At 35.9% G+C, this 25,080-nt stretch carries 24 protein-coding genes and 5 tRNA genes; 23 read left to right on the plus strand and 6 right to left on the minus strand.

Annotation, left to right across the window (positions count from 1 at the left end; genetic code table 11):
- Positions 1-4 precede the first annotated feature (4 nt).
- The 6 genes from rny to ACTJKN_RS24095 all read left to right on the plus strand — a co-directional run bounded on the left by rny (position 5) and on the right by ACTJKN_RS24095 (position 9,409).
- Complete coding sequence (rny, locus tag ACTJKN_RS24070) at positions 5-1,576, plus strand: ribonuclease Y (RefSeq protein ID WP_029277270.1); 1,572 nt, start codon at positions 5-7, stop codon at positions 1,574-1,576.
- Between the two features lie 147 nt (positions 1,577-1,723).
- Complete coding sequence (locus tag ACTJKN_RS24075) at positions 1,724-2,239, plus strand: Mpo1 family 2-hydroxy fatty acid dioxygenase (protein ID WP_276902222.1); 516 nt, start codon at positions 1,724-1,726, stop codon at positions 2,237-2,239.
- 111 nt (positions 2,240-2,350) lie between these two features.
- On the plus strand, positions 2,351-5,167 hold the full coding sequence (locus tag ACTJKN_RS24080) for a TonB-dependent receptor domain-containing protein (RefSeq protein ID WP_440828227.1): 2,817 nt from the start codon (positions 2,351-2,353) through the stop codon (positions 5,165-5,167).
- 130 nt (positions 5,168-5,297) lie between these two features.
- The gene (locus ACTJKN_RS24085; RefSeq protein WP_440828228.1) at positions 5,298-6,503 is read left to right on the plus strand and encodes a hypothetical protein; all 1,206 of its coding nucleotides are present in this window, start codon (positions 5,298-5,300) and stop codon (positions 6,501-6,503) included.
- Positions 6,504-6,813: 310 nt separating this feature from the next.
- Positions 6,814-7,986, plus strand: a complete 1,173-nt coding sequence (locus ACTJKN_RS24090; RefSeq protein WP_440828229.1) for a M57 family metalloprotease — start codon at positions 6,814-6,816, stop codon at positions 7,984-7,986.
- Between the two features lie 253 nt (positions 7,987-8,239).
- Complete coding sequence (locus ACTJKN_RS24095; protein WP_440828230.1) at positions 8,240-9,409, plus strand: M57 family metalloprotease; 1,170 nt, start codon at positions 8,240-8,242, stop codon at positions 9,407-9,409.
- Positions 9,410-9,512: 103 nt separating this feature from the next.
- Here ACTJKN_RS24095 and ACTJKN_RS24100 read toward each other — a convergent pair whose 3' ends face one another.
- The gene (locus ACTJKN_RS24100; protein WP_440828231.1) at positions 9,513-9,818 is read right to left on the minus strand and encodes a hypothetical protein; all 306 of its coding nucleotides are present in this window, start codon (positions 9,816-9,818) and stop codon (positions 9,513-9,515) included.
- Positions 9,819-9,966: 148 nt separating this feature from the next.
- Here ACTJKN_RS24100 and ACTJKN_RS24105 point away from each other — a divergent pair, with 148 nt between their 5' ends.
- A complete protein-coding gene (locus tag ACTJKN_RS24105; RefSeq protein ID WP_215129302.1) occupies positions 9,967-10,119 on the plus strand; it encodes a hypothetical protein in 153 nt (50 codons plus the stop codon).
- Here the strand turns inward: ACTJKN_RS24105 and ACTJKN_RS24110 are convergent.
- From ACTJKN_RS24110 to ACTJKN_RS24125, 4 genes are all read right to left on the minus strand, one after another.
- Positions 10,116-10,391 carry a hypothetical protein gene (locus ACTJKN_RS24110; RefSeq protein ID WP_440828232.1) on the minus strand — a complete coding sequence of 92 codons (276 nt, stop codon included), beginning with the start codon at positions 10,389-10,391 and terminating at the stop codon, positions 10,116-10,118. The genes ACTJKN_RS24105 and ACTJKN_RS24110 overlap by 4 nt on opposite strands.
- Before the next feature lie 115 nt (positions 10,392-10,506).
- The gene (locus tag ACTJKN_RS24115) at positions 10,507-11,661 is read right to left on the minus strand and encodes a hypothetical protein (protein ID WP_440828233.1); all 1,155 of its coding nucleotides are present in this window, start codon (positions 11,659-11,661) and stop codon (positions 10,507-10,509) included.
- 176 nt (positions 11,662-11,837) lie between these two features.
- On the minus strand, positions 11,838-12,650 hold the full coding sequence (locus ACTJKN_RS24120) for a lysophospholipid acyltransferase family protein (protein WP_440828234.1): 813 nt from the start codon (positions 12,648-12,650) through the stop codon (positions 11,838-11,840).
- A gap of 338 nt (positions 12,651-12,988) precedes the next feature.
- Entirely contained in the window at positions 12,989-14,740 is a 1,752-nt protein-coding gene (locus ACTJKN_RS24125) for a lysophospholipid acyltransferase family protein (protein WP_440828235.1), read from the minus strand.
- Positions 14,741-14,835: 95 nt separating this feature from the next.
- On the opposite strand from ACTJKN_RS24125, the gene ACTJKN_RS24130 reads away from it, so the two are divergent.
- The 3 genes from ACTJKN_RS24130 to ACTJKN_RS24140 all read left to right on the plus strand — a co-directional run bounded on the left by ACTJKN_RS24130 (position 14,836) and on the right by ACTJKN_RS24140 (position 17,847).
- Positions 14,836-15,735 carry a ComEA family DNA-binding protein gene (locus ACTJKN_RS24130; protein WP_440828236.1) on the plus strand — a complete coding sequence of 300 codons (900 nt, stop codon included), beginning with the start codon at positions 14,836-14,838 and terminating at the stop codon, positions 15,733-15,735.
- A 520-nt stretch (positions 15,736-16,255) separates the two neighbouring features.
- Entirely contained in the window at positions 16,256-17,410 is a 1,155-nt protein-coding gene (locus tag ACTJKN_RS24135) for an acyl-CoA dehydrogenase family protein (protein WP_440828237.1), read from the plus strand.
- 263 nt (positions 17,411-17,673) lie between these two features.
- On the plus strand, positions 17,674-17,847 hold the full coding sequence (locus tag ACTJKN_RS24140; protein ID WP_440828238.1) for a DUF6496 domain-containing protein: 174 nt from the start codon (positions 17,674-17,676) through the stop codon (positions 17,845-17,847).
- A 92-nt stretch (positions 17,848-17,939) separates the two neighbouring features.
- Here the strand turns inward: ACTJKN_RS24140 and ACTJKN_RS24145 are convergent, their stop codons facing one another.
- Positions 17,940-18,326, minus strand: coding sequence for a hypothetical protein (locus ACTJKN_RS24145; protein ID WP_440828239.1), 387 nt, complete (start codon positions 18,324-18,326; stop codon positions 17,940-17,942).
- A 169-nt stretch (positions 18,327-18,495) separates the two neighbouring features.
- Between ACTJKN_RS24145 and rpsU the strand changes: the two genes are divergently transcribed.
- The 13 genes from rpsU to ACTJKN_RS24210 all read left to right on the plus strand — a co-directional run bounded on the left by rpsU (position 18,496) and on the right by ACTJKN_RS24210 (position 25,074).
- Positions 18,496-18,690, plus strand: a complete 195-nt coding sequence (gene rpsU, locus ACTJKN_RS24150; protein ID WP_025143268.1) for a 30S ribosomal protein S21 — start codon at positions 18,496-18,498, stop codon at positions 18,688-18,690.
- A gap of 160 nt (positions 18,691-18,850) precedes the next feature.
- Positions 18,851-19,735: a tyrosine-type recombinase/integrase gene (locus tag ACTJKN_RS24155; RefSeq protein ID WP_440828240.1), complete on the plus strand. Its 885-nt coding sequence runs from the start codon at positions 18,851-18,853 to the stop codon at positions 19,733-19,735.
- Positions 19,736-19,749: 14 nt separating this feature from the next.
- Positions 19,750-20,097, plus strand: coding sequence for a ribosome hibernation-promoting factor, HPF/YfiA family (gene hpf / locus ACTJKN_RS24160; RefSeq protein ID WP_440828241.1), 348 nt, complete (start codon positions 19,750-19,752; stop codon positions 20,095-20,097).
- 535 nt (positions 20,098-20,632) lie between these two features.
- A tRNA-Thr gene (locus ACTJKN_RS24165) sits at positions 20,633-20,705 on the plus strand.
- Positions 20,706-20,743: 38 nt separating this feature from the next.
- Positions 20,744-20,826 (plus strand) — tRNA-Tyr (locus tag ACTJKN_RS24170).
- An 81-nt stretch (positions 20,827-20,907) separates the two neighbouring features.
- Positions 20,908-20,983 (plus strand) — tRNA-Gly (locus ACTJKN_RS24175).
- 82 nt (positions 20,984-21,065) lie between these two features.
- A tRNA-Thr gene (locus ACTJKN_RS24180) sits at positions 21,066-21,137 on the plus strand.
- A gap of 125 nt (positions 21,138-21,262) precedes the next feature.
- A complete protein-coding gene (tuf, locus tag ACTJKN_RS24185; protein ID WP_057932476.1) occupies positions 21,263-22,450 on the plus strand; it encodes an elongation factor Tu in 1,188 nt (395 codons plus the stop codon).
- A gap of 84 nt (positions 22,451-22,534) precedes the next feature.
- Positions 22,535-22,605 (plus strand) — tRNA-Trp (locus tag ACTJKN_RS24190).
- 109 nt (positions 22,606-22,714) lie between these two features.
- Positions 22,715-22,912 (plus strand): preprotein translocase subunit SecE, encoded by a 198-nt coding sequence (secE, locus tag ACTJKN_RS24195; protein WP_029279332.1) that lies wholly within the window; start codon positions 22,715-22,717, stop codon positions 22,910-22,912.
- Between the two features lie 8 nt (positions 22,913-22,920).
- Positions 22,921-23,460 carry a transcription termination/antitermination protein NusG gene (gene nusG, locus ACTJKN_RS24200; protein WP_025143263.1) on the plus strand — a complete coding sequence of 180 codons (540 nt, stop codon included), beginning with the start codon at positions 22,921-22,923 and terminating at the stop codon, positions 23,458-23,460.
- Positions 23,461-23,627: 167 nt separating this feature from the next.
- The gene (locus ACTJKN_RS24205) at positions 23,628-24,161 is read left to right on the plus strand and encodes a hypothetical protein (RefSeq protein WP_440828242.1); all 534 of its coding nucleotides are present in this window, start codon (positions 23,628-23,630) and stop codon (positions 24,159-24,161) included.
- Entirely contained in the window at positions 24,130-25,074 is a 945-nt protein-coding gene (locus ACTJKN_RS24210) for a hypothetical protein (RefSeq protein WP_440828243.1), read from the plus strand. Before ACTJKN_RS24205 ends, ACTJKN_RS24210 begins: the two co-directional genes overlap by 32 nt.
- Positions 25,075-25,080: the final 6 nt, after the last annotated feature.

Consider the following 25,080-nt stretch of genomic DNA (forward strand, 5'->3'; position numbering starts at 1 on the left):
CAAAATGGAAATAGTTGAAATATTAGGATACGTATTTGCCGTAATAGCGGGTATTGCTATCGGAGTGGTGGTAGGAAGATTCCTTCTGCGTAACTTGCTTAAACAGCAGGAAGTTGCCGCACAGAACAAAGTGAAAAAGATTTTAAAAGATGCAGAAAACAATGCAGAGATCTTAAAAAAGAATAAACTTTTAGAAGCAAAAGAAAAATTTTTGCAAATGAAAGCGGAGCATGAGCAGGAAGTGAATGCCAAAAACAATAACATTAACCAACGCGAAAATACCATGAAGCAGAAAGAGCAATCGGTAAACCAGCGCATGGAAAATTTCAATAAAAAAGAACAAGAACTCGATAAGCAAAAAAGCGTTTTAGAAAAGCAAACCGAAATTGCGATTAAAAAGCAAGAAGAAGTTGAAGTGCTTAAAAACCAACACCTAAAACAATTAGAAACCATTGCTGGTCTGTCTGCCGAAGAAGCTAAAGAGCAATTGGTGGAAAATCTGAAACAAGAAGCCCGTACACAGGCCATGATGCAGGTGAAGGATATTGTTGATGAGGCAAAGCTAACGGCGAGCAAAGAAGCTAAAAAAGTAGTCATCCAAACCATTCAGCGTACCGCTACCGAAGCTGCAATTGAAAATTCGGTTTCTATTTTTCATATCGAAAGCGATGAGATTAAAGGTCGTGTTATTGGTAGAGAGGGTAGAAACATCCGTGCTTTAGAAGCTGCTACCGGTATTGAGATTATTGTGGATGATACACCAGAAGCAATTATTTTATCAGGTTTCGATCCGGTAAGAAGGGAAATTGCCCGTTTGGCTTTGCACCGTTTGGTAACAGATGGTCGTATCCATCCGGCTCGTATTGAGGAAATTGTAGCGAAAACCAAAAAACAGATCGAAGACGAAATTGTAGAGATTGGTGAGCGTACAGTAATCGATTTAGGTATCCATGGTTTACACCCTGAGTTAATCCGTATGGTTGGCCGTATGCGTTACCGTTCGTCTTACGGGCAAAACTTGTTACATCACTCGCGTGAGGTAGCTAATTTCTGTGCGACGATGGCTGCCGAATTAGGCTTAAATGCTAAAATGGCTAAACGTGCAGGTTTATTACACGATATAGGTAAAGTGCCTGATGATAACCCAGAATTGCCACACGCAATTTTAGGTATGCAATTGGCCGAAAAATATAAAGAGCACCCTGAAATTTGTAATGCTATAGGCGCCCACCACGATGAAATTGAGATGACTTCGATGATCTCTCCAATTGTACAGGCTTGTGATGCAATCTCTGGCGCACGCCCAGGTGCGCGTCGCGAGGTGGTAGAAAGTTATATCAAACGCCTTAAAGATTTAGAAGAACTGGCTTTATCTTATCCTGGCGTAGAAAAAACGTTTGCAATTCAGGCTGGTAGAGAATTACGTGTGATTGTAGAAAGTGAACGTATTACTGATGCACAGGCTGAACTTTTAGCTGCAGATATTTCAACCCGTATTCAAACCGAAATGACTTATCCAGGACAGATTAAGGTTACTGTAATCAGAGAAACCCGTTCTGTAGCATTTGCGAAATAGATTAAATCGTCATCCTGAACTTGTTTCAGGATCTTAATAACAGAATAATAACAGAAAAGGTGCTGAACTGAATTCAGCATGACGAGTGGTTTAATAAACAAAATATTAAGCGATGGATATTCCATCGCTTTTTTTTATTTTTACATAATGAGCAAGCAAACCATAACAATAGAACCAAAGCGGCCAGTAGATGTGCTTTTTGATAAGTACGCCGAAAGCCATCAAAATCCAACCAACAAGCTGGTGCACTGGATCTGTGTTCCGTTAATTGTATTCAGCTTACTGGGTTTGATCTGGCAGATCCCTTTTCCGCATATCGGTTTTTTAGGTAGCTACAACGGTTTCTTTAACTGGGCATCTTTTCTATTGGCATTTAGCTTGTATTATTACTTTACACTTTCGCCAGTTTTGTTTTTTTTGATGATCTGGGTAGTGGGTTTAATGAGTTACATCATCGTTAAAATTGAGCAGGCGGTAGGCTTAGGTAGTGGAACGGCCTATGCCATTTATGCAGCAATATTTGTTGCGGCCTGGATCGGTCAGTTTATTGGTCATAAAATTGAAGGCAAAAAACCATCATTTCTGGATGATGTTAAGTTCTTGTTAATAGGTCCGATCTGGTTATTGCACTTCATTTGCAAGAAAGTGGGTATTCGTTACTGATTCTAAAAGCGCTTAACGTTTAGTTAACCTTAAGGTAAAGTAATATTAATTAATATCTAACCTGCAGTTAACACTGTGGTAATACTTTTGCCCTTATCAAATAAAGGCAAATTGGATTTACTAAACTCTTTTAAAAGAGCGGCACTCACGGTGTTCGCTTTAACGATTAGCGTACTTGCGTATGCGCAGACAGGAAAAATTTCTGGAACAGTTACCGATAAAAAAACCGGTGAAACCTTAATTGGGGTAACGGTTAAAATTAAAGGTACAACTAAAGGTACTTCTACAGGTGCTGATGGTAAATATACTATTGCTGCATTACAAGATGGTAAATTTATTATCGAAGCATCGTATGTAGGTTATGCTACAAAGGAAGTCCCAGCTGTAGAAGTAAATGGTGGAGGTACAACTACCTTAAATCTCTCGCTCGAAGAATCGAATTCTCAGAAATTAGCTGATGTACAAGTAAAGGGTGTAGCAGGTAAAGAAAGCGAAACTGCTTTGCTGTCATTGCAAAAAAATGCTATCGAGATTAAACAAGGCATCGGAATTCAGGAGCTCTCTAGAAAGGGCATAAGTGATGTTGAAGAAGGGCTAACAAAAATTACCGGTATTACTAAGGTAGACGGTAGAGGTTTGTTTGTAAGAGGTTTAGAAGATAGGTATAACAACTTATTAATAAATGGCTTAGCAGTTCCTTCTAACAATCCTTTCAAAAAAATTATTCCTTTAGATCTTTTTCCAACGGATATAGTAAGTGTTTTAGAGACTTACAAAACTTTTAACTCAGGCTTATATGGCGATTTTGCTGGCGGAACTTTTAATATTGTAACTGCAAAAGGAGAAAAACCAATAACAAAAATTACTATTGGAACAAGCTTTATCTCAAACAGTACTTTTAAGAAATTCTTGAGAGCAGAAGATGCTACTTCGTTTGGTAGTTATTTAGGTTTTAATGGTGATGGAAGATCGTTACCTAAAGTTTTTGGAAAGGCTCCATCTGCTTATACCATGTCGTCTAATGAAGCACTTTCGCAATTTGGTTCTGGTTTCGATGTTGATAATGGCAAAGCGCCTTTAAATACAAGTGTTGGTATTTTACATACACAAAAATTCAATCTTGAAAACCAAAGGTCTTTCCAGTATTTAATCTCTATTAATACAGATAATAATTTTCAAATAAGAGAAGGTGTAGATCGCTTTTTTAATACGGCGCAGGGTATTTATGATAATAACTTGTACACAACTACCAATAGGTTTTCTACTAATTCATCTATACTCGGAGCCTTAAACTATGTTACCAAGAGATTAAGTTTAAGCTTTAATGCCTTTTACTTGAAAGGTACCGAAAACATGATTCAGGATCAACTGGGTTATACCAATAGCCAGGCAACGGTTAACAATACCTTTATCAGGTTAAATCAGTTACAAAAAACTGATTTTTATACCGGGCAAACGTTTGCGAATTATAAAATAACTGAAGATGACGCGCATAGTATTAAAGCCGGTGTTTCTTATTCTAAAACGAAATATGAATTGCCAGACAGAAAGTCTTTCAGAGGATCTCGTATTGATGAGAACACCACATCAATAAATTATTCTGGTAACAGTATATATAGGCAATATATGGATTTTGATGGCGAGTTCTTTGGCTCGGGCATGTTAGAGTACAACTTTAAATTTGGGAACGAAGACTTGACAAAAGCACATAAGTTGAGTGTGGGTTACAACGGTTCGTTTAATAAGGTTGCATCTAAGTCCAGATTTGTAGTGTCGCAAAATCTAGCCTCTAATTCAACAAATTTTGATACAAATGAACCAGATCAAACCCTGGTGAACGAAATTGCGAAGGGTAACTTTACTTATAGAGAAGGTAGTAATGCTACATACGCAGCTACAATGCAAGAAAGTGTAAATGCTGGTTATGCTGATTTAGCATTTAGATTTAATGACAGATTAAACCTAAATGCGGGAGCAAGGTTCGAACAGTCTCAGCGCTTAACAAGATTTAGAAATCCAGGTAGTTTTGATGACCCATTCCAAAGAGAGACTAAAAATAACTTCAATATTTTACCAGCAGCTAACTTGAAATATAGTATAACGGAGAAGTCGAATTTTAGACTATCAGCTTCAAAAACAATCACGAAGCCTGTAATTATGGAAGCATTTCCATTAGAATTTGTTAATCCTGACGCAACCATAGAAAGCGGTAACCCAAATATCGTGAACAGTAATAATTATAATTTCGATGCGAAGTATGAGTTATTCCCAACTGGTAAAGAAATGTTTGCTATTACAGCGTTTGCCAAGTATTTAGAAAATCCGATCGAGCGTTTATTTCAACAAACTGCAGGTAGTGGTGGTTTACAAATTACCTATAACAATTCGAAAAAGGCAGTGCTTTATGGAGCTGAAATTGAATTCTTGTTGCAGTTATCAAGAATAAACGAATCGCTTTCGAACTTCTCTGTTGGCTTCAACACTTCATTAATGTATACTAAAACGACTATTGATGTGGCTAAGAACAGTGCAGAGACCGCTGCCATCGGTAACGATAATACCCGTAAGTTACAAGGTGCATCTCCGTGGTTGATCAATGCAGATATTAAACACGAATCAGACTTTACTAAAAAATGGAAAAGTACAATGACGTTGGCTTACAATATTTATGGCAAGCGTATTTATGCAGTAGGTACAAATGGACTGGATAATTATTATGAAAAGCCTTTTGGCAAATTAGATTTTATCTGGAATAATAAACTTTCTGGTAAGTGGGATTTAAAAGTTGGGGTGGAGAATATCTTGAACCCGACCTATAGAATAGAATTAGGTGAAGAAAGTACCATAAAGATATTCGAAAACGACCTGACTGTTAAAGATTATAAAAGAGGAGTTGGTGTATCGCTAGGTTTAGGATATACATTTTAACCCCTAGCTGTTTACAATTTGTTAACATACTGCTGATGTAATCTTAAAAGTGGGTTAATGTATTGAAAACATTGAGGTGGTAAATTTACATTCAAGGAAAACTAAAATTATATTATAAAAAAGAATTAAAATGAAAAAATTACTTTATGCAATTGCTGTTTCAGCTACCATTTTTACAGGCTGTTCAAAAGATGATGATGATCAACCTATCATAAAAGTGCCTGTTCAAGGTGAAATCACCGGAAATATTACAGCTAACAGAACTTTAGCTTTTGGTAATTATACGTTAAAAGGGCTAGTGAAAATTCAATCTGGTGTTACCTTAACAATTGAACAAGGTAGTACCTTTACTGCCGATCAAGCTGATGGCGAAGATGGATTAGTAGTTTTAAATGGTGGTAAATTAATCGCTAATGGTACAGCTGATGAGCCAATCGTTTTTACAGCTAAAACCAAATCAGGCGGACAATGGGCCGGCATTATCATGTATGGTGATGCACCAATAGTAAATTCTTCAACATTTGTGGGTACTCAAACTGCTAACTCAGAAGATGGCCAACTTTTAAGTTATGGAGGTACTAATGCTACTCACAATGGCGGTTCGTTAAAGTACGTAAGAGTTGAATATGCTGGTTTGGTATTTAATAATAACACAAGAGAGCACAACGGATTTTCATTTTACTCTGTAGGATCAGGAACAGTTTTAGAAAACTTAGTATCATACAAAGGAAACGATGATGGTTTCGAGTTTTACGGTGGTACTGTGAGTGGTAAAAACTTAATCTCTTATGGTAATGCTGACGATTCTTTCGATTGGCAAGATGGCTGGAGAGGCCAGGATAACACAAATTGGTTTGCTTATCAAACTGGTGTGGCTAACTACGGTATGGAAATCGAAGCTAAAGGTGTAAATAATGCATTTTGGCCTAAAGCAACAAACATTACCCTTAAAAGAGCTGCTGGTACTGGTACAGAATTACAAAGTGAAAAACAATACGACGCTATTCAGTTTAAGTCACAAGGTAATGGTGATTTTAGTAACATTGTTATCGATGGTTACGCTTCAGTTGAAGCGGGCTTCGGTTCGGCAGTTCAAATTCGTGATATAGCTACATATGACAGCCAAGTCGTTGGTGGTAAGATTAAATTGAATAATGTAAAAGCAACAAATACTCCAGTATTGTTTCTTTCACAAAATTCTGGTGGTGTGTTCACAGTTAACGCAGCTAGTTTCGGTGCTGCAAACTGGTCAGTATCTACAACTGCAACTGGTGCTTCTTTAACAAAAGGAAAATGGTCAACTGTAGATGGTTTAGATTTATTAGCGAATCTGTAAGCATTACACTTCCTGTACCAACAGGATATAAAAAGGGTGTTCATCGTGTTGATGGACACCCTTTTTTGTGCTTATGATTCATACAATCCATAATTGTGAGGCATGAAGCAATGACGAATGCTCACCACCTCTATCGTCAATCTAGTACAGCATTCCTGATCTTGTATTAAATGCTTTATACTATGTATGTTATATGTGATATATGTTGTTTCTTAATTAAGTTTAATTTGTAGTTATTTTACTATTAAACTTAATGATTTGTTATTGATTGCTTAATAATCAGGGTATTATCTTGTGTAAAAAACATTCTATGAAAAACACATCTATTTTAAGCGCATTCTCACAGACAATACGCTTGGCTCTTTTGCTGTTAACAATAACAGTTTTTTCCTGCAAGAAATCTGAAAACCTTACTACTGCTCTAGATTCAAAAGTTAAGGTTGATTCAGCCATAATTGCCAAAATTAAGGCTTTGGGCTTTCAAACAAAAGGTATTATAGAATTTCAGGAGTATTATTTAGTTGAGGGTGATATCATGATTTCAAAAAAATCTTTATCATCAATAAAGAGTCCAGAAAGATTGATGAGCGTTGGCGGCACGATATCTCAAGCGAGCACAAACAATCTAATTAGTAATATTAATAACCATAATATCAATATATCTGTTGATGCTTCAATATATGGAGACAATACTTGGTATAATGCATTAAAGAAGGCTGTTACAGTTTGGAATAGCACGTCAAATAGCAATGTTAAACTTAATTTGATCTATACATCGTTAACCGATTATTCCTTAGATCAGACGAATATAGACATCACAATTAAAGGAGATAACAATCAATTAGATTTCAATACTGTAGCTCGAGCTGAGTTTCCTACTTATAATGGCAAACCAGGTAGTTTAATTTTGATTAATCTTGATGTTAAAAACCCATTTACGAATAATTATCTAAATGATGGACAGGCTGCCTGGAATGTGATTCATGAAATCGGTCATTGTCTAGGTTTAAGGCATACGAATTGGGAAACCAATGATCCACCAACTTCAATTGGAGAAAATTTAATTGCTGGTACACCAACATCTGATCCAAATTCGGTAATGAATGGTAGCACAGGATTAAGTGACTATAGTGCTTACACATACCCATTGTTACCTTCCAATTATGATGCTATCGCTATCAGTACTTTATATCCAGTTAATAATAGTAGTGTCGTTTTACCTTATATTTCAAGCAATAAGTATTTTTCACCCGGTGGTGAGGATTATTTCAAAATAAGTTATCTAGAACAAGGGGTAAGTTATCATTGGAGGGCCATTGGTATAAATGGCACTAACTATGATGAAACAATAGGAACTTTTACCGCAGATACGACTCCGGGAATAGGTTTCCCTTCTTCTGGCAATTATCAGTTGCAATGCACAATTTCTGGTGGTAAATATACTACGCCAACAACTGTTACAAAAAATCTTATTGTTCAATAAAAGATCTGTCATTTCAACAGTATAACAAAAGGTGTTCATCATTATGGTGAACACCTTTTGTGTTTACAATCTTTGTAACGTACGGCAATCCATAATACATACGGTTAGTTTATTTCTATTTTATGTATGTTTTATTTGTTTTTTATTGTTGATTTTCATTTCATTTTTGTATCTATTGTTAGATATAACTTAACTATTTATTCACTACCACTTAACAGTGAGATGATTAACTTAGTTTAAAATAAATCTAGCTATGAAAAACACATCTATTTTAAGCGCATTCTCAAAGACAATGTGCTTCAGTCTTTTGCTAATTTTTAGCATCTCATCCTGTAAAAAATCAGAAGCACCTGTTGTAACCCCTCCTGACACCAAGTTGGAAGTTGAAGCGACTACAATTGCTAAAATTAAAGAACTTGGCTTCCAAACTCAAAATATTAAAGAATTCGGTGAGTATTATATTGTTGAAGATGATATTCTGATTTCAAAGAAATCTTTATTAGGAGTTAAGCGACCGGAGTCATTAATGAGCACAGGTGGTAAAATATCTCAAGCCAGTACAAACAACTTAGTTAACGGCAATAATTATCACAATGTAAATATTTCTATTGATGAATCTATTTGGGGACATGGAGTTTGGTATAGCGCTGTTTTAACCGCTATTACTGTTTGGAATTCCAATCCTAATTCTGATATCAAGCTTAATCTGATTATTAGCGACTACCAATACAGTCCTTCGCCAAATGTTGATATCGTTATCAGAGGTGATCAGGGTGCACTTCCAACTAATGTAGCCGCATATGCCGAGTTTCCCACAGATAGCCAAAGGCCAGGTAATTTAATTTTGGTGAATTCTGACTTTAGAGATCCCTTCACTCAATCTTTTATTAACCAAGGACAGGGGGCATGGAATGTAATACATGAAATTGGCCATACCTTGGGTTTAAGACATACTAATTACCAAGCGATCGATCCTCCTAGTAACGCCGGTGCAAACTTAATTGCGGGTACCCCAACATCTGATCCAAATTCTGTAATGAACGGAGGTACTGCCTTAAGTGATTATAACTCTTCATACCCGGCATTACCATCTATATATGATGCTGTCGCGATTAATACTTTATACCCTTTAAGCAGTAGTAGCACCATTATCCCTTATATCGGTGGACAGAATGCTTTATTTACAAACGGTCAGGCAACCTATCAGATGAGTTATAAATCTGTTGAAACTGGAATTTACTATAAATGGGAGGTTACCGGTATTAATGGAACCAGTTATTATTACGAATTTACTGATGATACTGATGCAATATTAAATGAGATCGGTTTCAGTACACCTGGCAACTATCAGCTAAAGTGCACCATTTCTGGTGGCAAGTATACAACACCAGTAACAGCAACAAAAAATATTGTTGTTCAGTAATTCTGTTAGTGAAATCTATCAGTTCGCTAATAAGTTTGACTATTGTTTAAAAGAAATAAATCGGGTGTTCATTATGAACACCCGATTTATTTATAATCGTATTTTATACTGTCTCTTTAACCTCTGCTTTTGCTTTCTTTGTTACAGCAGGTTTAGCGGCCTTTGCCTTCGGAGCCACAGGAGTAACTTGCTCTTCTTTGATATATGGCGTTATAGAATCATCTTGAATATTGAAAGTAACTTTTTTAGTTAATTGCTTTGCAAATTTTTCGATTACTTTATCGGCTTTTTTTGCTTTGCCATACTGGATAACAAGTTCGTTAAATGCAAGGGCTAATTTCGATTCTAATTCTTTGCGTAGTTTTTTGCTTGTCGAATGACTTTTCGACTTGGATTTGTTCTTTTTCATCTAAAACTTATGGGTTTTCCCAAAGATAGAGAATCGGAAAGTTAAATTAATATTATGATTATGTTAACACAGAAGCAGCTGCTTAACATATAAAATATTTCTCATAACTTAGGTTAAATCACATAGGTTAGAATTTAATCGAACGAATATGAATTATCCAATATTAATCGGTGTTGCGGTTCTGGTCATCATTTTAATCGCCTACCTGATCAAAAGAAACCAGAAAGACAAAAAGGAATTTGAAGAAGAGGTAATCCAGTCAGAACTTCCGCCTGAGAAAGATGATAAAGAAAACAACTAAAAAGTACTTCCTGGTGCTATATCGCCGCCCAGATCTAGTGTATTCTGGAAACCTTCAAGGTATTGAAGTAAATGCCGCTCCGCATTTGCGTAAGAAGTAAATGTTGATGCCGGTTCATAAGCATCAGCATCAGTTTTGCTTTTGTAAAATGAACTGATTTTGAAAACGAAAACTTTGCCATCGTTAATCGGCGACATAATTCTAGCCTTTATAGCGTGACCGTTCACCTCAACAAAAAATTCCTTTAAAACGGTATAGATAATAGCAGACATAGACAAGGTTTTAGATTTAACTCAATATGAGAAATCTAAATTACCTTAAATAGCTAATGAATCAACCTGTTATTGATAAAATAACGATTTTTTAACATTAATTTAATACGAAGGCCTATTTCTTAGTAGGCTCATATGCATAAACCACTTCGTATTTACTTTTCTTGAAATTTGAAGAAAGTTGTCCGATTTTTAGATTCTGAGCCTGGGGTGTAGGTTCGCAGTACGAATACTTTTTGCCTTTATAAGTAATCGGTTCGCCAATTGGTTTGTCAAACTGAACAGCAATAGTTAAATGTTTAGGGTATAGTAATGCGATCATCGGCAGGTTATATATTTCCTTTACCAAATAGAAAAATAGTGCAGCGCGGTCATCGCAATCGCTGTAGGTACTTAATAATGTTTGTTCAGGAGAGAAGCGTTTTTCCTTACCAAAATTTTCACCGTCATCTTCATATAAAAAACCATAACGGGTAAATCTCATCAGGTAATCGACTCCTTTTTTCTGATCCATGCCTTTCAGGTTTTCTTTCAAGGTGGGAATAAGAGAGCTATAAGTTTCCCGGCTCAAAGGAATATTAAAATAACTCTCAAAATCGACTACCGGATAGTTTTTGAAAATGGTTTGTATATCTTCATTAACTTTTAGCTTAAAATGATGGATTTTTTGACGGTAGCTAAATTCGATGTCTTTTTCCTGATAACTTTCCGGTTTAAAATCGGGCATTCGGGTCACCTTATAAGAGAAAGGGTTTTTAGCCTCTGGAATTACAATTTTAACAGGCTTATAAGCATCGGCCTGTTTAAACAGTTTGCCATAATCATGATAATTCAAACACATAAACTTTTTATCGTCAATCATGAAAAACGGAATATCGCTGATATCCTCTTCATTTCTTACATAAAAGATAACCTGATTATTGCCTACAGCTAACCTTGCATCGTAGCCGCATTTACTCAGTAAAAACCATTTGTATAAAGTATAGCCGAAATAATTATCTGCTTTCGGACTAATCTGTTCGGCTGTTTTTCGGATCAGTTGGTAATAAATCCAGTCGTTTAAATTGTATTTTTTCTGGTATTTTTCTAAAGACGAGATAAGTGGTGCGTATTGGCCGGAAGAGATGCGGCTGTAAAAGTTTGAAACGGCTGATGTAGTTGCTGTTTTTGGTATTGGAAAAACGACTGAAGAATCGATACTAAAGTTGAAAGTTCCATCATAAAAATCGAAAGAATAATTCTGTCCCTTCGAGATGATGGTATTCATCATCAGGCAAACGAACAAAATGGTCCTCAAAATATATGTGTAACTCCCTCTTTTCAAACCGCTCCATATTTGGTTACATTAAATTTACTTATTATTAACATAAAAGCAACAATTTCTTTATGTCAACAACAAGGTAGGTGCTTAACGGGAAATTAACATTGAATTTTTATGAATCCTGATCAGGTTATTTTTTTTAGGGCATAAAGCCCCTTTCTTAAATGTTTTAAAAGCGAGGTATTACAATCTTTACAGTCTATTTCTTTCAAATAAATGGGTTTGCCTATACTGATTTTTAACTGGTGGCCATTTTTGTTGAATAACTCTGAGATCAGCTTTGCTGTTTGTAATGAAGGATGTATAAATTTAAGCAGGCTAAAAAAGATGCCATTATTGCCATGAAAATATACTGGTAGTATTGGTACATTGGCTTTGGAGATGATTTTTCCAACCACGGGATGCCATTCACGGTCGGTAATCTGATTTTTTCTGAATTTATAAGAAGAAACTTCTCCTGCCGGAAAAATAGCAACCGGACTACCATCTTTTAAAACTTTTAAAGTTGTTTTTAATCCGCTAATACTTGATGAATCCTGAACTTTTTCGAACGGATTTACCGCGATAATACATTTCTCAAGATTTGGGATTTTCTTTAACAGAAAATTCCCCATAAACATCGTATCAGGTCGGTGATTGGCAAGCGTACTTAATAATGCCAATGATTCTATAGCACCATAGGGATGGTTTGCAATTGCAATAAATGCACCTTCTTTTGGAATATTGGCTAAATCCTCATCACTGATCTGAATCGTAACGCCCAGAACATTCAGAATATGATTGGCAAATTTTTCTCCTTCTAAGGTATTTGCATTTCTAATCATTACATTGAAGTCGTTAATCTTCAAAAACCTCATTAAAAAGGAAGCAAGACCAGGGATTGGAATATTACAAATGCCTGTCGCCTTTGAAAAATTCTCTTTAGAAATGACTGTCATAATTATAGTTCAAAATTGATTCCATTAAGGAAGCAACCCGATAAATGATTTTTAATTTGAGCTAAATATAAGGGCGGGAAACATTCTGTTCTCACGAAGAAGAATGTTATCATAGCTCATACAGAGTATCTAAAGATAATGCAATAATATGAACAACAGTGTATTAATCGATTAAGAAATTGTAAGAAAAAAAATTCTATAAATAACATTTCATTAATACCAATTTAACAAGGCAAACCTACTTTTGTGGCATAAATATTTGGTTAGTATTTATAAAGTTTAGGTTAGTTGATAATAAAAAACCCAGATGGATGTCTGGGTTTTTTTATTGAATTAATTTATAGATTCTTGCCGAGCTTTTCGAGCATTTCTGGTGGAATATTATGCGTATCAACCACTAAGAAGCCGTCTAAACAATCAGAAAATTTAGGATCGATATTAAATGAGATAATCTTCGCATTCAGGTTCATATACTGCCTCAACAATACCGGAATCTTAATATGCGAGTTTTCGATATCGCCGATAATGCTATCCAGATCTTTAAAAGACTCGCTGCTATCAACCAATGTATCTGTAGAAATGGGTAAAAGATCGGCTTTAAACTTGTTTCTTGGCTTTATATACTTTGCCATCTCATAATCAAAATGGTTTTTTGTAATGTAATCTACAATTAAGGCCTTGCTGAATTTAGAGAAGTTGTTGCTGATACTCACTGGCCCAAACATGTAGCGGTACTGTGGGTTATCGATGAGGTATTTTAAAATCCCTTTCCAAAGTAAAAATAATGGAAGCGGTTTGCCCTGGTATTCTTTTCTGATCCATGATCTGCCCAGCTCGATTCCCTGTCTCAACATTGGGTAGAACTGATCTTTCATTTTAAAAAGTTCGGATAAGTAGAAGCCGCGGCGGCCCATGCTTTCTAAAATTTCATCTCCTTTACCAATCCGGTAGGCTCCAACAATATTTTCTAAGTCCTTATCCCAAATAAATAAGTGGTTATAGTAGATGTCGTAATTGTCGAGATCGATTTTTTTGTTGGTTCCTTCACCAACCTCGCGGAAAGTAATTTCACGTAAACGGCCAATTTCTCTTAAAATATTGGGAATTTTTAAAGTCGGAACAATGTATACTTCGTAATTTTTCTCCGTCCAAACTTTAAAATCCTCTAAAAGCGCGACCTCATCTTTAATTAAAAGCCTCGAAGTTTCTTCAATTACCTCAACAGGTTTCTTTTTAATTTTGAATAGGTTTAGTGGATTAAATAGTTTTTTCTCTGTATCTAAGCCAATACCAAGCGCATATGTACGGGCCCTTAAAAAGTCCATCAGTTTATTACTGCTGTTCATGTGCGAAATTTCAGATACGGCTATTGGTTTGCCGATCCGCACCTTAATGGTGCGCCCATGTTTATTTAGAAACTCCGAAGGTAACTTTGCTGTACGAAGGGTAGGGTGGATGAAGCTTAAAATGTTAAAGAAAACACCGTTATTACCGTGAAAATAAATAGGTACAACGGGTACTTTTGCTTTAGCAATCAGTTTTCCAACAACAGGATGCCACATTCTGTCGGTTACCTGTTGAGCATCTAATTTAAAGGTAGAGACCTCGCCTGCAGGGAAAATACCAATTGGTGTTCCATTTCTAAGCAGATCAAAAGTAGTTTTTAAACCACTAATGCTCGATGTATGTTGAACGTTTTCGAAAGGGTTAACAGCAACAAAAAACTCATCGAGGTTCGGTATTTTTTTCAGGATAAAGTTGACCATCACCTTGGCATCCGGCCTAACCGTACACAATAATTTAACTAAAGCCAAACCTTCTACACCACCATAAGGGTGATTTGCAATAGCAATAAAAGGGCCTGTTTTCGGAATACTATTTAAATCATCATCATCAAATTCTATAGATACGCCAATGGTTTCTAATATCTTGTCTACAAATTCTAAGCCTTTAAAGTGTTGATTTTGAGCGAATACGTCGTTGATGTCGTTCAGTTTCATGATCTCCATCATCAAACCGGCTAAACCTGGTACACCTAGCTTATCTATCTTTGTTGCTTTTGCAAACTCAGATGTAGTTATGATCTTCATATAAAATTCTTAGATTGTTGATAGGCAAAACCTGTTCTGTTTTGCAATTCCAAAAATAAGATTTATATTTATAATACACATGTCATATCGCATCAATGAGAATTTGGCTCAACAAAAATTTTGGTGTTAGCAAAAGTGAATTTAATGGATTGCTATTCTTGGTCTTTATCATTATTGTAATTAAGGCTACACCTATTATATATGGTTATTATCGGCCCGTTTCAAATGATGGCCCAGATCTTTTAGCACAAATTCAGAAGATAACCATAACAGATCGGGTATATGCCAATACCATTCGTGATCGGATTGAAAATTCGAATCCCGAAAAAGCGGTTAAACTTTTCAAATTCAACCCCAACACTTTAGATGCACAGGGTTGGCAAACTTTAGGTTTATCAGCAAAACAGGCACAATCGGTTATAAATTATACCGCTAAGGGCGGTAAGTTTTACAAAGCCGAAGATCTTCAGAAAATGTATACCATTTCGCCAGAAATGTATAAAAAGATATTGCCTTATGTTAACATACCCGATCAGCCCATCAATGCCTCAAGAAAATATGCACCTTTTGACAAAAAGGAATACACTAAAAAAACTTTAGTAATTGTCGATATTAATAAGGCCGATTCTGCACAATTGGATGAGATAAAAGGTATTGGTGGCACTTTTGCGCTTAGAATTATTAAATACCGTGAACGTTTGGGTGGTTTTTATAAGAAAGAGCAGCTGTTAGAAGTTTATGGCTTAGATTCTAATAAGTATGCCGAAATTAAAGATCAGATTGAAATCAGTAATGCTCCATTAAAAACAATAAATATAAATACAGCAACGTTTAACGATTTAAAGCGCAATCCATACCTTTCTTACAAGCAGATTAATGCCATTATTCAATACCGTAAGCAGCATGGTAATTATGCTAACCCATCCGATTTAAAAAAGATCATCATTTTAAACCAACAGGTTATTGATAAGATTACGCCTTATGTTTCTTTTTAGCACCTTGAATTTAAAAGGTTAATCTTAAATGTTATTAGACGCAATGCTCGTGAACCCCAAATCATAGTGCCGGCCGTGCCACCTAAACCTGATCGGAACGAACACGAAGTGCAACGGAGTAAAGTGGAGAGCAGGGCTGAATAACGCCAAACGCTTCTCTACCTGATTTCCAAAAAAAAGACCACTTCCTGTTCCGGGTTAGTATAGTAGTTAATTGTCTGCAAAGTTTAAGAGAATCCATTTTCAACAAATGTTTTGCGAAAAGCTGAATATATACATCTAATACCATTCCTTCAATTTTATCTATATTCATCAAAAACGCTACATAATTAGTTTATTCGGCTATAGTTGTAAGAAAAATAGAAAAAAACTTTCTCCATCAATTTCAAGGTTTAAAATTAACCGATAAACTAATTGAACCGAATACCATTTCATTCTGTAATTGCACAAATATTTAATGGTAACTAACTATCAAATAATTGTTTATAATTGCCTCAACTAACTATAAAATATAAATTTAATGAGCGTAAGCTTCGATTTTTCAGAAACAGAAACTCAGCAGAGTGTAAAGGCCATGGTCCGCGATTTTGCAGAGAAAAATATTCGTCCACATATAATGGAATGGGATGAGGCACAGCATTTTCCTGTCGGATTATTTAAACAGCTCGGAGAATTAGGCTTAATGGGCGTTTTGGTTCCCGAAGAATATGGAGGCTCTGGATTGGGCTATCAGGAGTATGTTGATGTAATTGTAGAAGTGGCCCGGGTTTGTGGTTCAATCGGCTTATCACTGGCTGCACACAACTCTTTATGTACCGGGCATATTCTGGCCTTTGCCAATCCAGAACAGAAGCAAAGGTGGTTACCCAAGCTGGCTACGGCCGAATGGATTGGTGCCTGGGGTTTAACAGAAGCAAACACAGGTTCGGATGCGTTGAGAATGATGACAACCGCTGTTGAAGATGGCGATGACTATATCATAAATGGTGCAAAAAACTGGATTACCCATGGCAAAAGCGGCGATGTTGCGGTTGTTATGGTAAGAACAGGGGAGCAGGGAAGTTCGAAAGGGATTTCGGCCATTGTGGTAGAGCGAGGTACACCAGGTTTTACGGCAGGCAAAAAAGAAAATAAATTAGGCATGCGCGCATCAGAAACCACAGAAATGATTTTTGATAACTGCCGTGTGCCAAAGGCCAATTTATTGGGAAATGTTGGCGAAGGTTTTAAACAGGCAATGAAAGTTTTAGATGGCGGAAGGATTTCTATTGCGGCATTGGCTTTAGGTATTGCAAAAGGTGCTTTTGATGCTGCGGTAGCGTATTCAAAACAGCGCCAGCAGTTTGGTCAGCCAATCTCCAGCTTTCAGGCCATTAGTTTTAAACTGGCCGATATGGCTACAGAGATTGAAGCAGCCGAATTATTGATCCGTCAGGCGGCAGATTTGAAGAACAGGCATTTGCCCATGACAAAAGAATCGGCCATGGCAAAATATTTTGCCTCAGAGGTTTCGGTAAGGGTAGCAACAGAAGCTGTTCAGATATTTGGCGGTTATGGTTATACCAAAGATTTTCCGGTAGAAAAATTTTATCGCGATAGTAAATTATGTACAATAGGCGAAGGAACGTCTGAAATACAGAAAATTGTAATTGCCAGAGAAGTATTATCAAGGTAGAGGGTTTAAGATAGAAGGTTTAGGGCTTATGCATTGAACCTTACCTTAAACCTTTCGCCTTCAACCTTATAAAAGCCAAATATATTATGAGTAATCCGGACGGTTTAACCACCTCCGGATTTTTTTTGTTTTAAAATTTTCAAAACCAACTTTCAATTGCCGGTGTTTTTATTAAAGATTAAAGACTAGTTGGGTTTGGCGTTTGGCGTCAGTTAACCGATTTAAACAATTAATCGATTAAACATAACTAATTAACTAAAAATATGGCAAAGTATTCAGAAAAAGCTGGTGAGAAAGTTGAAAAAACCATGCACGAAATGAAAGAGGGTAAGCTTAAAAGCGGATCAGGTAAAAAAGTAACTTCTAAAAAGCAGGCAGTTGCTATCGGATTATCGGAAGCCAGGAAAGCAGGAGCGAAAGTGCCGAAGAAAGGTTAGAAGGTAAAGGTTTATGGTGTAAGGTTTTAAAACTAATCTTCAAAATAATAGTTTTCCCTAAACCCTAAACCCTAAACCCTAAACCCTAAACCCTATTGCGGTATATCTTTAGTAGTTAAAATGCTATCTACTACATAAACACTAAATCCGCGCCAGGGCAGGGTATTTTTATATTCTTTATAGTGGAGTTCGTAAAATTTGCCGCTATTGGCCATCATTTTGTCGGCTATTTCTTTATTTGCAATAGAAAATTCGAATTCATTATTTTGTAAGGTGCCGGCTTGTTTGGATCGTACCCCACTTTGAATCAACTTGCCCTCGTAAGTTTTAAAGATATAGCCTTTCTTCACTACGTAATTTAATTCGCCTGCTTTAACGCCTTCGCCAAAAACAAAGAAATATCGGTAATAGCAAATTGCTACGAGTAAAATAACGACTATAACCGCGATAATTGAGCCTACTTTTTTGCCTGTTGTCATATCCTATAATGTATATATAAATGTAGGTAAACAACAGTTTAGTTTAACTAACGATTTAAATAAATTTTCTTTTTATAAAACCTTTCTCATTTTCAATATTTTGCTTACATTTGCAGCCCCGATAACACGGGAAAATTTAAAAAACCACGAGAGGAGGTATTTCAGCGTTATGATCATTATCAACATTAAAGACGGCGAATCATTAGATAAAGCCCTTAAACGTTTCAAGAAAAAGTTTGAAAAAACTGGTGTATTGAGAGAACTACGTAGTCGCCAAGCATACGAGAAAAAATCCGTTGCTCGCCGTACTGAAATTAAACATGCTGTTTACATTCAGAATATGAATCTAGATACAACTTCTTAGTTGTTACGATATAAATACATTAAAGAAAGCCCTGATCATTTGATCGGGACTTTTTTGTTTTAAAGGAAATAGAAAACTTTACAATAAACAATTAATTAATGATTTCTTTATATCAAAACTATTTGTAACTTCATATCAATGCCCCTCAAAAAGATATTGAATGTTGCTAAAAAGTTTTATAACCTATTTAACTCACGAGAAGCGCTATTCTCAGCACACCATTACCTCTTATCAAACTGATTTAGATCAGTTTGAAGCGTATGTCAATACTACATTCGATCTAAACTTTTTAGAAGTTAAGCATATTCACCTAAGGAGCTATATGGTAGACCTTATGGAGAAGAAAGTATCAGAACAGACCATCAATAGGAAAATTTCGACATTAAGGAGCTTTTATAAATTTTTACAGCGAAGCGGAAAGATTGATCAAAATCCTACCGTTTTAATTAAAGCACCCAAAATACCCAAAAGGTTACCCGTATTTGTTGATTCACAAAAGATGGATCAGCTATTGGATTCGGAGCATTATTTTAATGAAAGTTTCTCTTCTGTTCGCGATCATCTGGTAATCGAGTTGCTTTTTGGTACCGGCATGCGTTTAACAGAATTACTCCAACTAAAAGATACAGATATTGAGATCTATTCGGGAACAATAAAGGTATTGGGTAAAAGAAATAAAGAACGGATCATCCCAGTAAATAAACAGCTTATCAATCAGGTAAATACCTATATTGAGCTAAAAAAGTTGCAAAACTTTAATAACAATTTGCCTATCTTAATCGTTACCAATACAGGTGCAGCGGCATATCCAAAGTTAATATACCGTATTGTTACCTCATACCTAAACCACGTATCAACCAATGAGAAGAAAAGTCCCCACGTGCTTCGGCACAGTTATGCAACAAGCCTGCTAAATGCAGGAGCAGATCTAAATGCAATTAAAGAACTTTTGGGGCACGCCAGTTTGGCGGCAACCCAGGTTTACACCCACAATTCGATCGAAAGATTAAAAACAATTTATAAACAAGCCCATCCAAAGGCATAAAAAAAGGAGGAAAAATGAAAATCGGAGTTCAATCAATCCACTTCAGTGCAGACAGTAAGTTGTTAGATTTTATACAAAAAAAAGCAAATAAGCTAGATCAGTTTTTCGACCAGATTATTAGCGGAGAAGTGTATTTAAAGTTAGAGAACGTAGAGGACGAGGCCAATAAAATTAGTGAGATAAAACTCATTGTACCGGGTGGGACCCTCTTCGCTAAAGAACAATGTAAATCATTTGAAGAAGCCACAGATCTGGCCATTGAATCATTAAGAAAGCAGATCACTAAGCATAAAGATAAAACACGCGCAAAATTAAGTGAGCATAAAGCAATTTTAAGCGAAAGCGAGGCTACTGATTACTAAAAATTAGCATAATTTTAAGAAAGGGCAACATGATTAATCATTATGTTGCCTTTTTTATGGACTATCGTGAGGGATTTATTATTGTTTTTGGCTAATAAATAATGGTATCGATTGGTTTTTTAAAAAATTTAATAGAGATGTAAACGGTTTTGTGGTGTTAGAGGACATAAGAAGTGGTAACTGGAAAGCGCCAGGACGTGGGGGCAATTGCAATTAAACTTAAAAACCGATCCATATTCGTTAGAACACAGAAAAAGTTGAAAAAATAATACAATTTTAAGCGGAAGCAAAGCGACTGATTATGAAGTACCTATTATTTTAAATCGCCTTAATTGAGTGGGAGGGCTAAAAATTTCGCTATTTTTTTTCAAATTTATTTTGAACTGAAATATAAGTGTGTATATTTGCATTCCCTTTCGGAAACGGTGTTAGGCCAAGAAGAAAAGGCTTGTTCTTTAAAAAGATAAAAGTTTTAAAAAAACACGTTAATAGTATGAAAAATGAAGATTTTTCGTATCATTGCACAAAATTTAAAGCCTCCTTAGCTCAGCTGGTAGAGCAACTGACTTGTAATCAGTAGGTCATTGGTTCGATTCCGATAGGAGGCTCTTTTTATTTTAAAGTGTTAGCATTTTAAAGTAAAAATGGGGAGATTCCAGAGCGGCCAAATGGGACAGACTGTAACTCTGTTATCGCAAGATTTCGAAGGTTCGAATCCTTCTCTCCCCACACTTTAAATGAACGACCAAATGTTTTAATGAGAGATTATTTCTATCATTCTTTCATTCAATCAATCACTAGTTTTTAAAAGCGGAAGTAGCTCAGTTGGTAGAGCGATAGCCTTCCAAGCTATAGGTCGCGAGTTCGAACCTCGTCTTCCGCTCCAATAAAAATTAGAAAGTGGGCAGTTATCGGTAACAGTTTTAATTTGGTTAAAACTAAAAAAGGCTGGAACTGGAAACTAAAAAGCCGACTTAGCTCAGCGGTAGAGCACTTCCTTGGTAAGGAAGAGGTCATGGGTTCAATTCCCATAGTTGGCTCAGGATAATAAAGCTTTGTTAAATCTGTTTAATATGCAGGGTAGACAAGGTTTTTTGTGTTGCATTGCATCAAAACAATAAATAAAATTAATAAAAAGTTAACCTACTAATTAGTTATAAATAAAATGGCAAAAGAAAAATTTGACCGTAGTAAACCGCACTTAAACATCGGTACAATCGGTCACGTCGATCACGGTAAAACAACTTTAACAGCAGCTATTACAAAAGTTTTAGCTGATGCAGGTTTATCTGAGGCACGTTCATTCGATTCAATTGACTCAGCTCCTGAGGAAAAAGAAAGAGGTATTACAATTAATACTGCGCACGTTGAGTATTCAACTGCAAACCGTCACTACGCACACGTAGATTGTCCAGGTCACGCGGATTATGTTAAAAACATGGTTACAGGTGCGGCTCAAATGGATGGTGCTATTATCGTTGTTGCTGCTACTGATGGTCCAATGCCACAAACTCGTGAGCACATCTTATTGGCTCGTCAGGTTGGTGTACCTTCATTGGTTGTATTCATGAACAAAGTGGATATGGTTGATGATCCTGAATTATTAGAATTAGTAGAAATGGAAGTTCGTGAATTATTATCGTTCTACGATTTCCCTGGTGATGATATTCCTGTTATTCAAGGTTCTGCTTTAGGTGGTTTGAACGGAGATGCTAAATGGGTAGCAAAAATTATGGAATTAATGGATGCTGTTGATAGCTACATTCCAATTCCTCCACGTTTAACTGATCTTCCATTCTTAATGCCTGTTGAAGATGTATTCTCGATCACTGGTCGTGGTACTGTAGCAACTGGTCGTATTGAGCGTGGTGTAATCAACTCTGGAGATCCGGTTGAAATCTTAGGTATGGGTGCTGAGAACTTAAAATCTACAGTAACTGGTGTTGAGATGTTCCGTAAGATCTTAGATTATGGTGAAGCTGGTGATAACGTAGGTTTATTGTTACGTGGTATTGAGAAAACTGATATCCGTCGTGGTATGGTAATCTGTAAACCAGGTTCAGTAACTCCTCACACTGATTTCAAAGCTGAGATCTATGTATTATCAAAAGCAGAAGGTGGTCGTCACACTCCATTCTTCAACAAATACCGTCCTCAATTCTATTTCCGTACTACAGATGTTACTGGTGAGATTTCACTAGCTGAAGGTACTGAGATGGTAATGCCAGGTGATAACGTTACAATCACTGTAAAGTTGATCAACGCTATCGCAATGGAAAAAGGTCTACGTTTCGCTATCCGTGAAGGTGGTAGAACTGTAGGTGCTGGTCAGGTAACTGAAATTTTAAAATAAATCTTAAATCCCGATTTATCGGGACTGAAGAAAAATAAGAAAAGCAAAGTGTTTGAGCACGCTTAAGCACTTTGCTTTCTAATTACGGGAATAGTTCAACGGTAGAATAGAGGTCTCCAAAACCTTTGATCAGGGTTCGAATCCTTGTTCCCGTGCTCAAAACAATGGTTGAGTAATTGAATGAGTGAATGATTGAATTTGAAGGTTAGCTTTCGAATATTATCATTCACTCATTTAGTCATTCTGTCATTCAATAAATTAAATATGGCTAAAGTAGTTGAGTTTATAAAAGAATCGTACGATGAAATGACCCAGAAGGTTACATGGCCTACCTGGGGTGAACTGCAAAGTTCTGCAATTCTCGTATTAGTGGCTTCTTTAATTATTGCATTGGTTATTTTTGCAATGGATAAAGGATCGACATTTGTGTTAGATACTTTTTATAAATCACTTTCTAATTAAATTTACTAATGAGCGATCTAAAGTGGTACGTTGTAAGGGCTGTTAGCGGTAAGGAAAAGAAAGTAAAACAGTACATTGATGCTGAGATCAGCCGTTTAGGTTTCTCTCATTTGGTTCCTCAGGTTTTAATACCAATGGAAAAATATTACCAAATGAAAGATGGTAAAAAAATTGCCAAAGAGCGTAACTTTTACCCGGGTTACGTTTTAATCGAAGCCACATTAGATGGAGAATTAGAGCACATCATTAAAGGAATTAATAGTGTTATTGGTTTCTTGGGTGATAAAGCTGGTAATCCAATCCCAATGCGCCAGGCAGAAGTTAACCGTATTTTAGGTGTGGTTGATGAAATGAGCGAGCAAGGTGAAACGATGAATGTACCTTACTATGTTGGCGAAGGCATTAAAGTAATGGACGGACCTTTCAATGGTTTCTCAGGTATTATCGAAGAGGTAAACGAAGAGAAGAAAAAACTGAAAGTTATGGTTAAGATTTTTGGACGTAAAACCCCACTCGAACTTAACTACATGCAGGTAGAAAAAGAGTAAGAAATTATTTTGAGATATTCAGAAGCCCCGATTAATTCGGGGCTTTTTTTTGTCTTCATTTTTTTAGATACGTTTTTGTCTTATTTGTTTGTAGTTTTAAATTTATTGCTATATTAGTTCACCTCATCTCTCAAATAATTATTAATTATCAAATCTAAATTAACAAAGTGAAGAAAAATTATGCAAACTTAAAGCGCTGTGTATTAGCTTTAATATTTTTACTTACAGCTGCTATTGCCATCTATTCTTGTAAGAAGGATAGACCTTTAATGCAAGATGAAATCAAAAATGAACTGATAAAAGAAGCAAAGGATTTTTTTGAAAATGCAGCTGTTGCCAATAAACAAGCAATTCCCAATGACCAAAATTATAGACATGGCTTAACGAAAAACTTGCTTTGGGATAAAGCTTACATTAAAAAAATTTCACTTAGTGATGCAGTAATTGTTCCAATAAAGTTCGATAATGATTTTCGAATAACAAACGACGATAATACTGGTTATAAAAGGGTAACTAGTTACTTGATCATCTATAGAGATGCCAAAGATGTAAGACATGCAGAATGGGTAACCTTAATTCCGAATTTAACTACACAATATGCAAGTGAAAAGTTTATTGGAACCGCAACTATTGAGGATTGGAATGGGGACTTCATAAAAGCTTTTGCATATGGGGGCAGATGGGCAGATCATCTCTGTTAAATTAGCTGAATCTGATATCTATAAACAAGTGGTTTTAAGACGGCTAAATTGTTACACTATTCATTATTATGGACACAATTATGTAGAAAGTGTTGGAGGAAGCGATTACTGGTATGAGAATGGTTCTGAAACCTACTGTCAGAACGAGAGTGGTGTTGATTATGGACCTAATGGAGGTGATTATGGAGATATGGGTAGCGGTGGGGGTGGGACAAATGGAAATTCTAATAGTAACGGAACGAATAAAGACATTCATAACAAAACTACAGACCTTTGTATCTCAAATACCGTTGAAGCAGCATTAAGAGCAAATAAAGATATTTTAGGTGCCATGGCTGATATAATAAAAAACTTCGATGCCAGTAAAACTGTGAATATAAATATTTACGATGGCTATATTTATTATAAAGATCAATATGGCAATAATGATATCACGAGGCCAAAACCTGGTCTAACTACTAATCAGCAATTTATGGGGAACTCATTTTCTGCGGACATTACTTTGGGAATTGATTATCATGATGGCACGTCCAAAGAAAATCTCATCTCGTCGATGATTCATGAAATCGTTCATGCTTATTTAGGATATACTAGCAATAATTTTTTGAAAATAGAAACTGATCATAATGTTATTGCTGAAAAATATATTACCCCTATGGCACATTATTTAAATTCATCCTTTGGCATACAAATGAGTGATGCATATGCGTTAGCATGGAGTGGCGTATCTGATTCTAAAGTTTTCAATGCGGCTACTCCTAACGATACTGAATTTACAGTAGTATATGGTAGTGGTATACCCAACGGTAAAATTACTGTTGGCGATATTAATAGAATTGCAGGAGCGTATAAACTTTCAACAAAAATACCAGCCAATAATGGTTATACCAAGGGTAGCAAAATATGTGACTAGAAAAGA

It is taken from the genome of Pedobacter sp. 22163 (assembly GCF_052045595.1).
GTDB lineage: Bacteria > Bacteroidota > Bacteroidia > Sphingobacteriales > Sphingobacteriaceae > Pedobacter.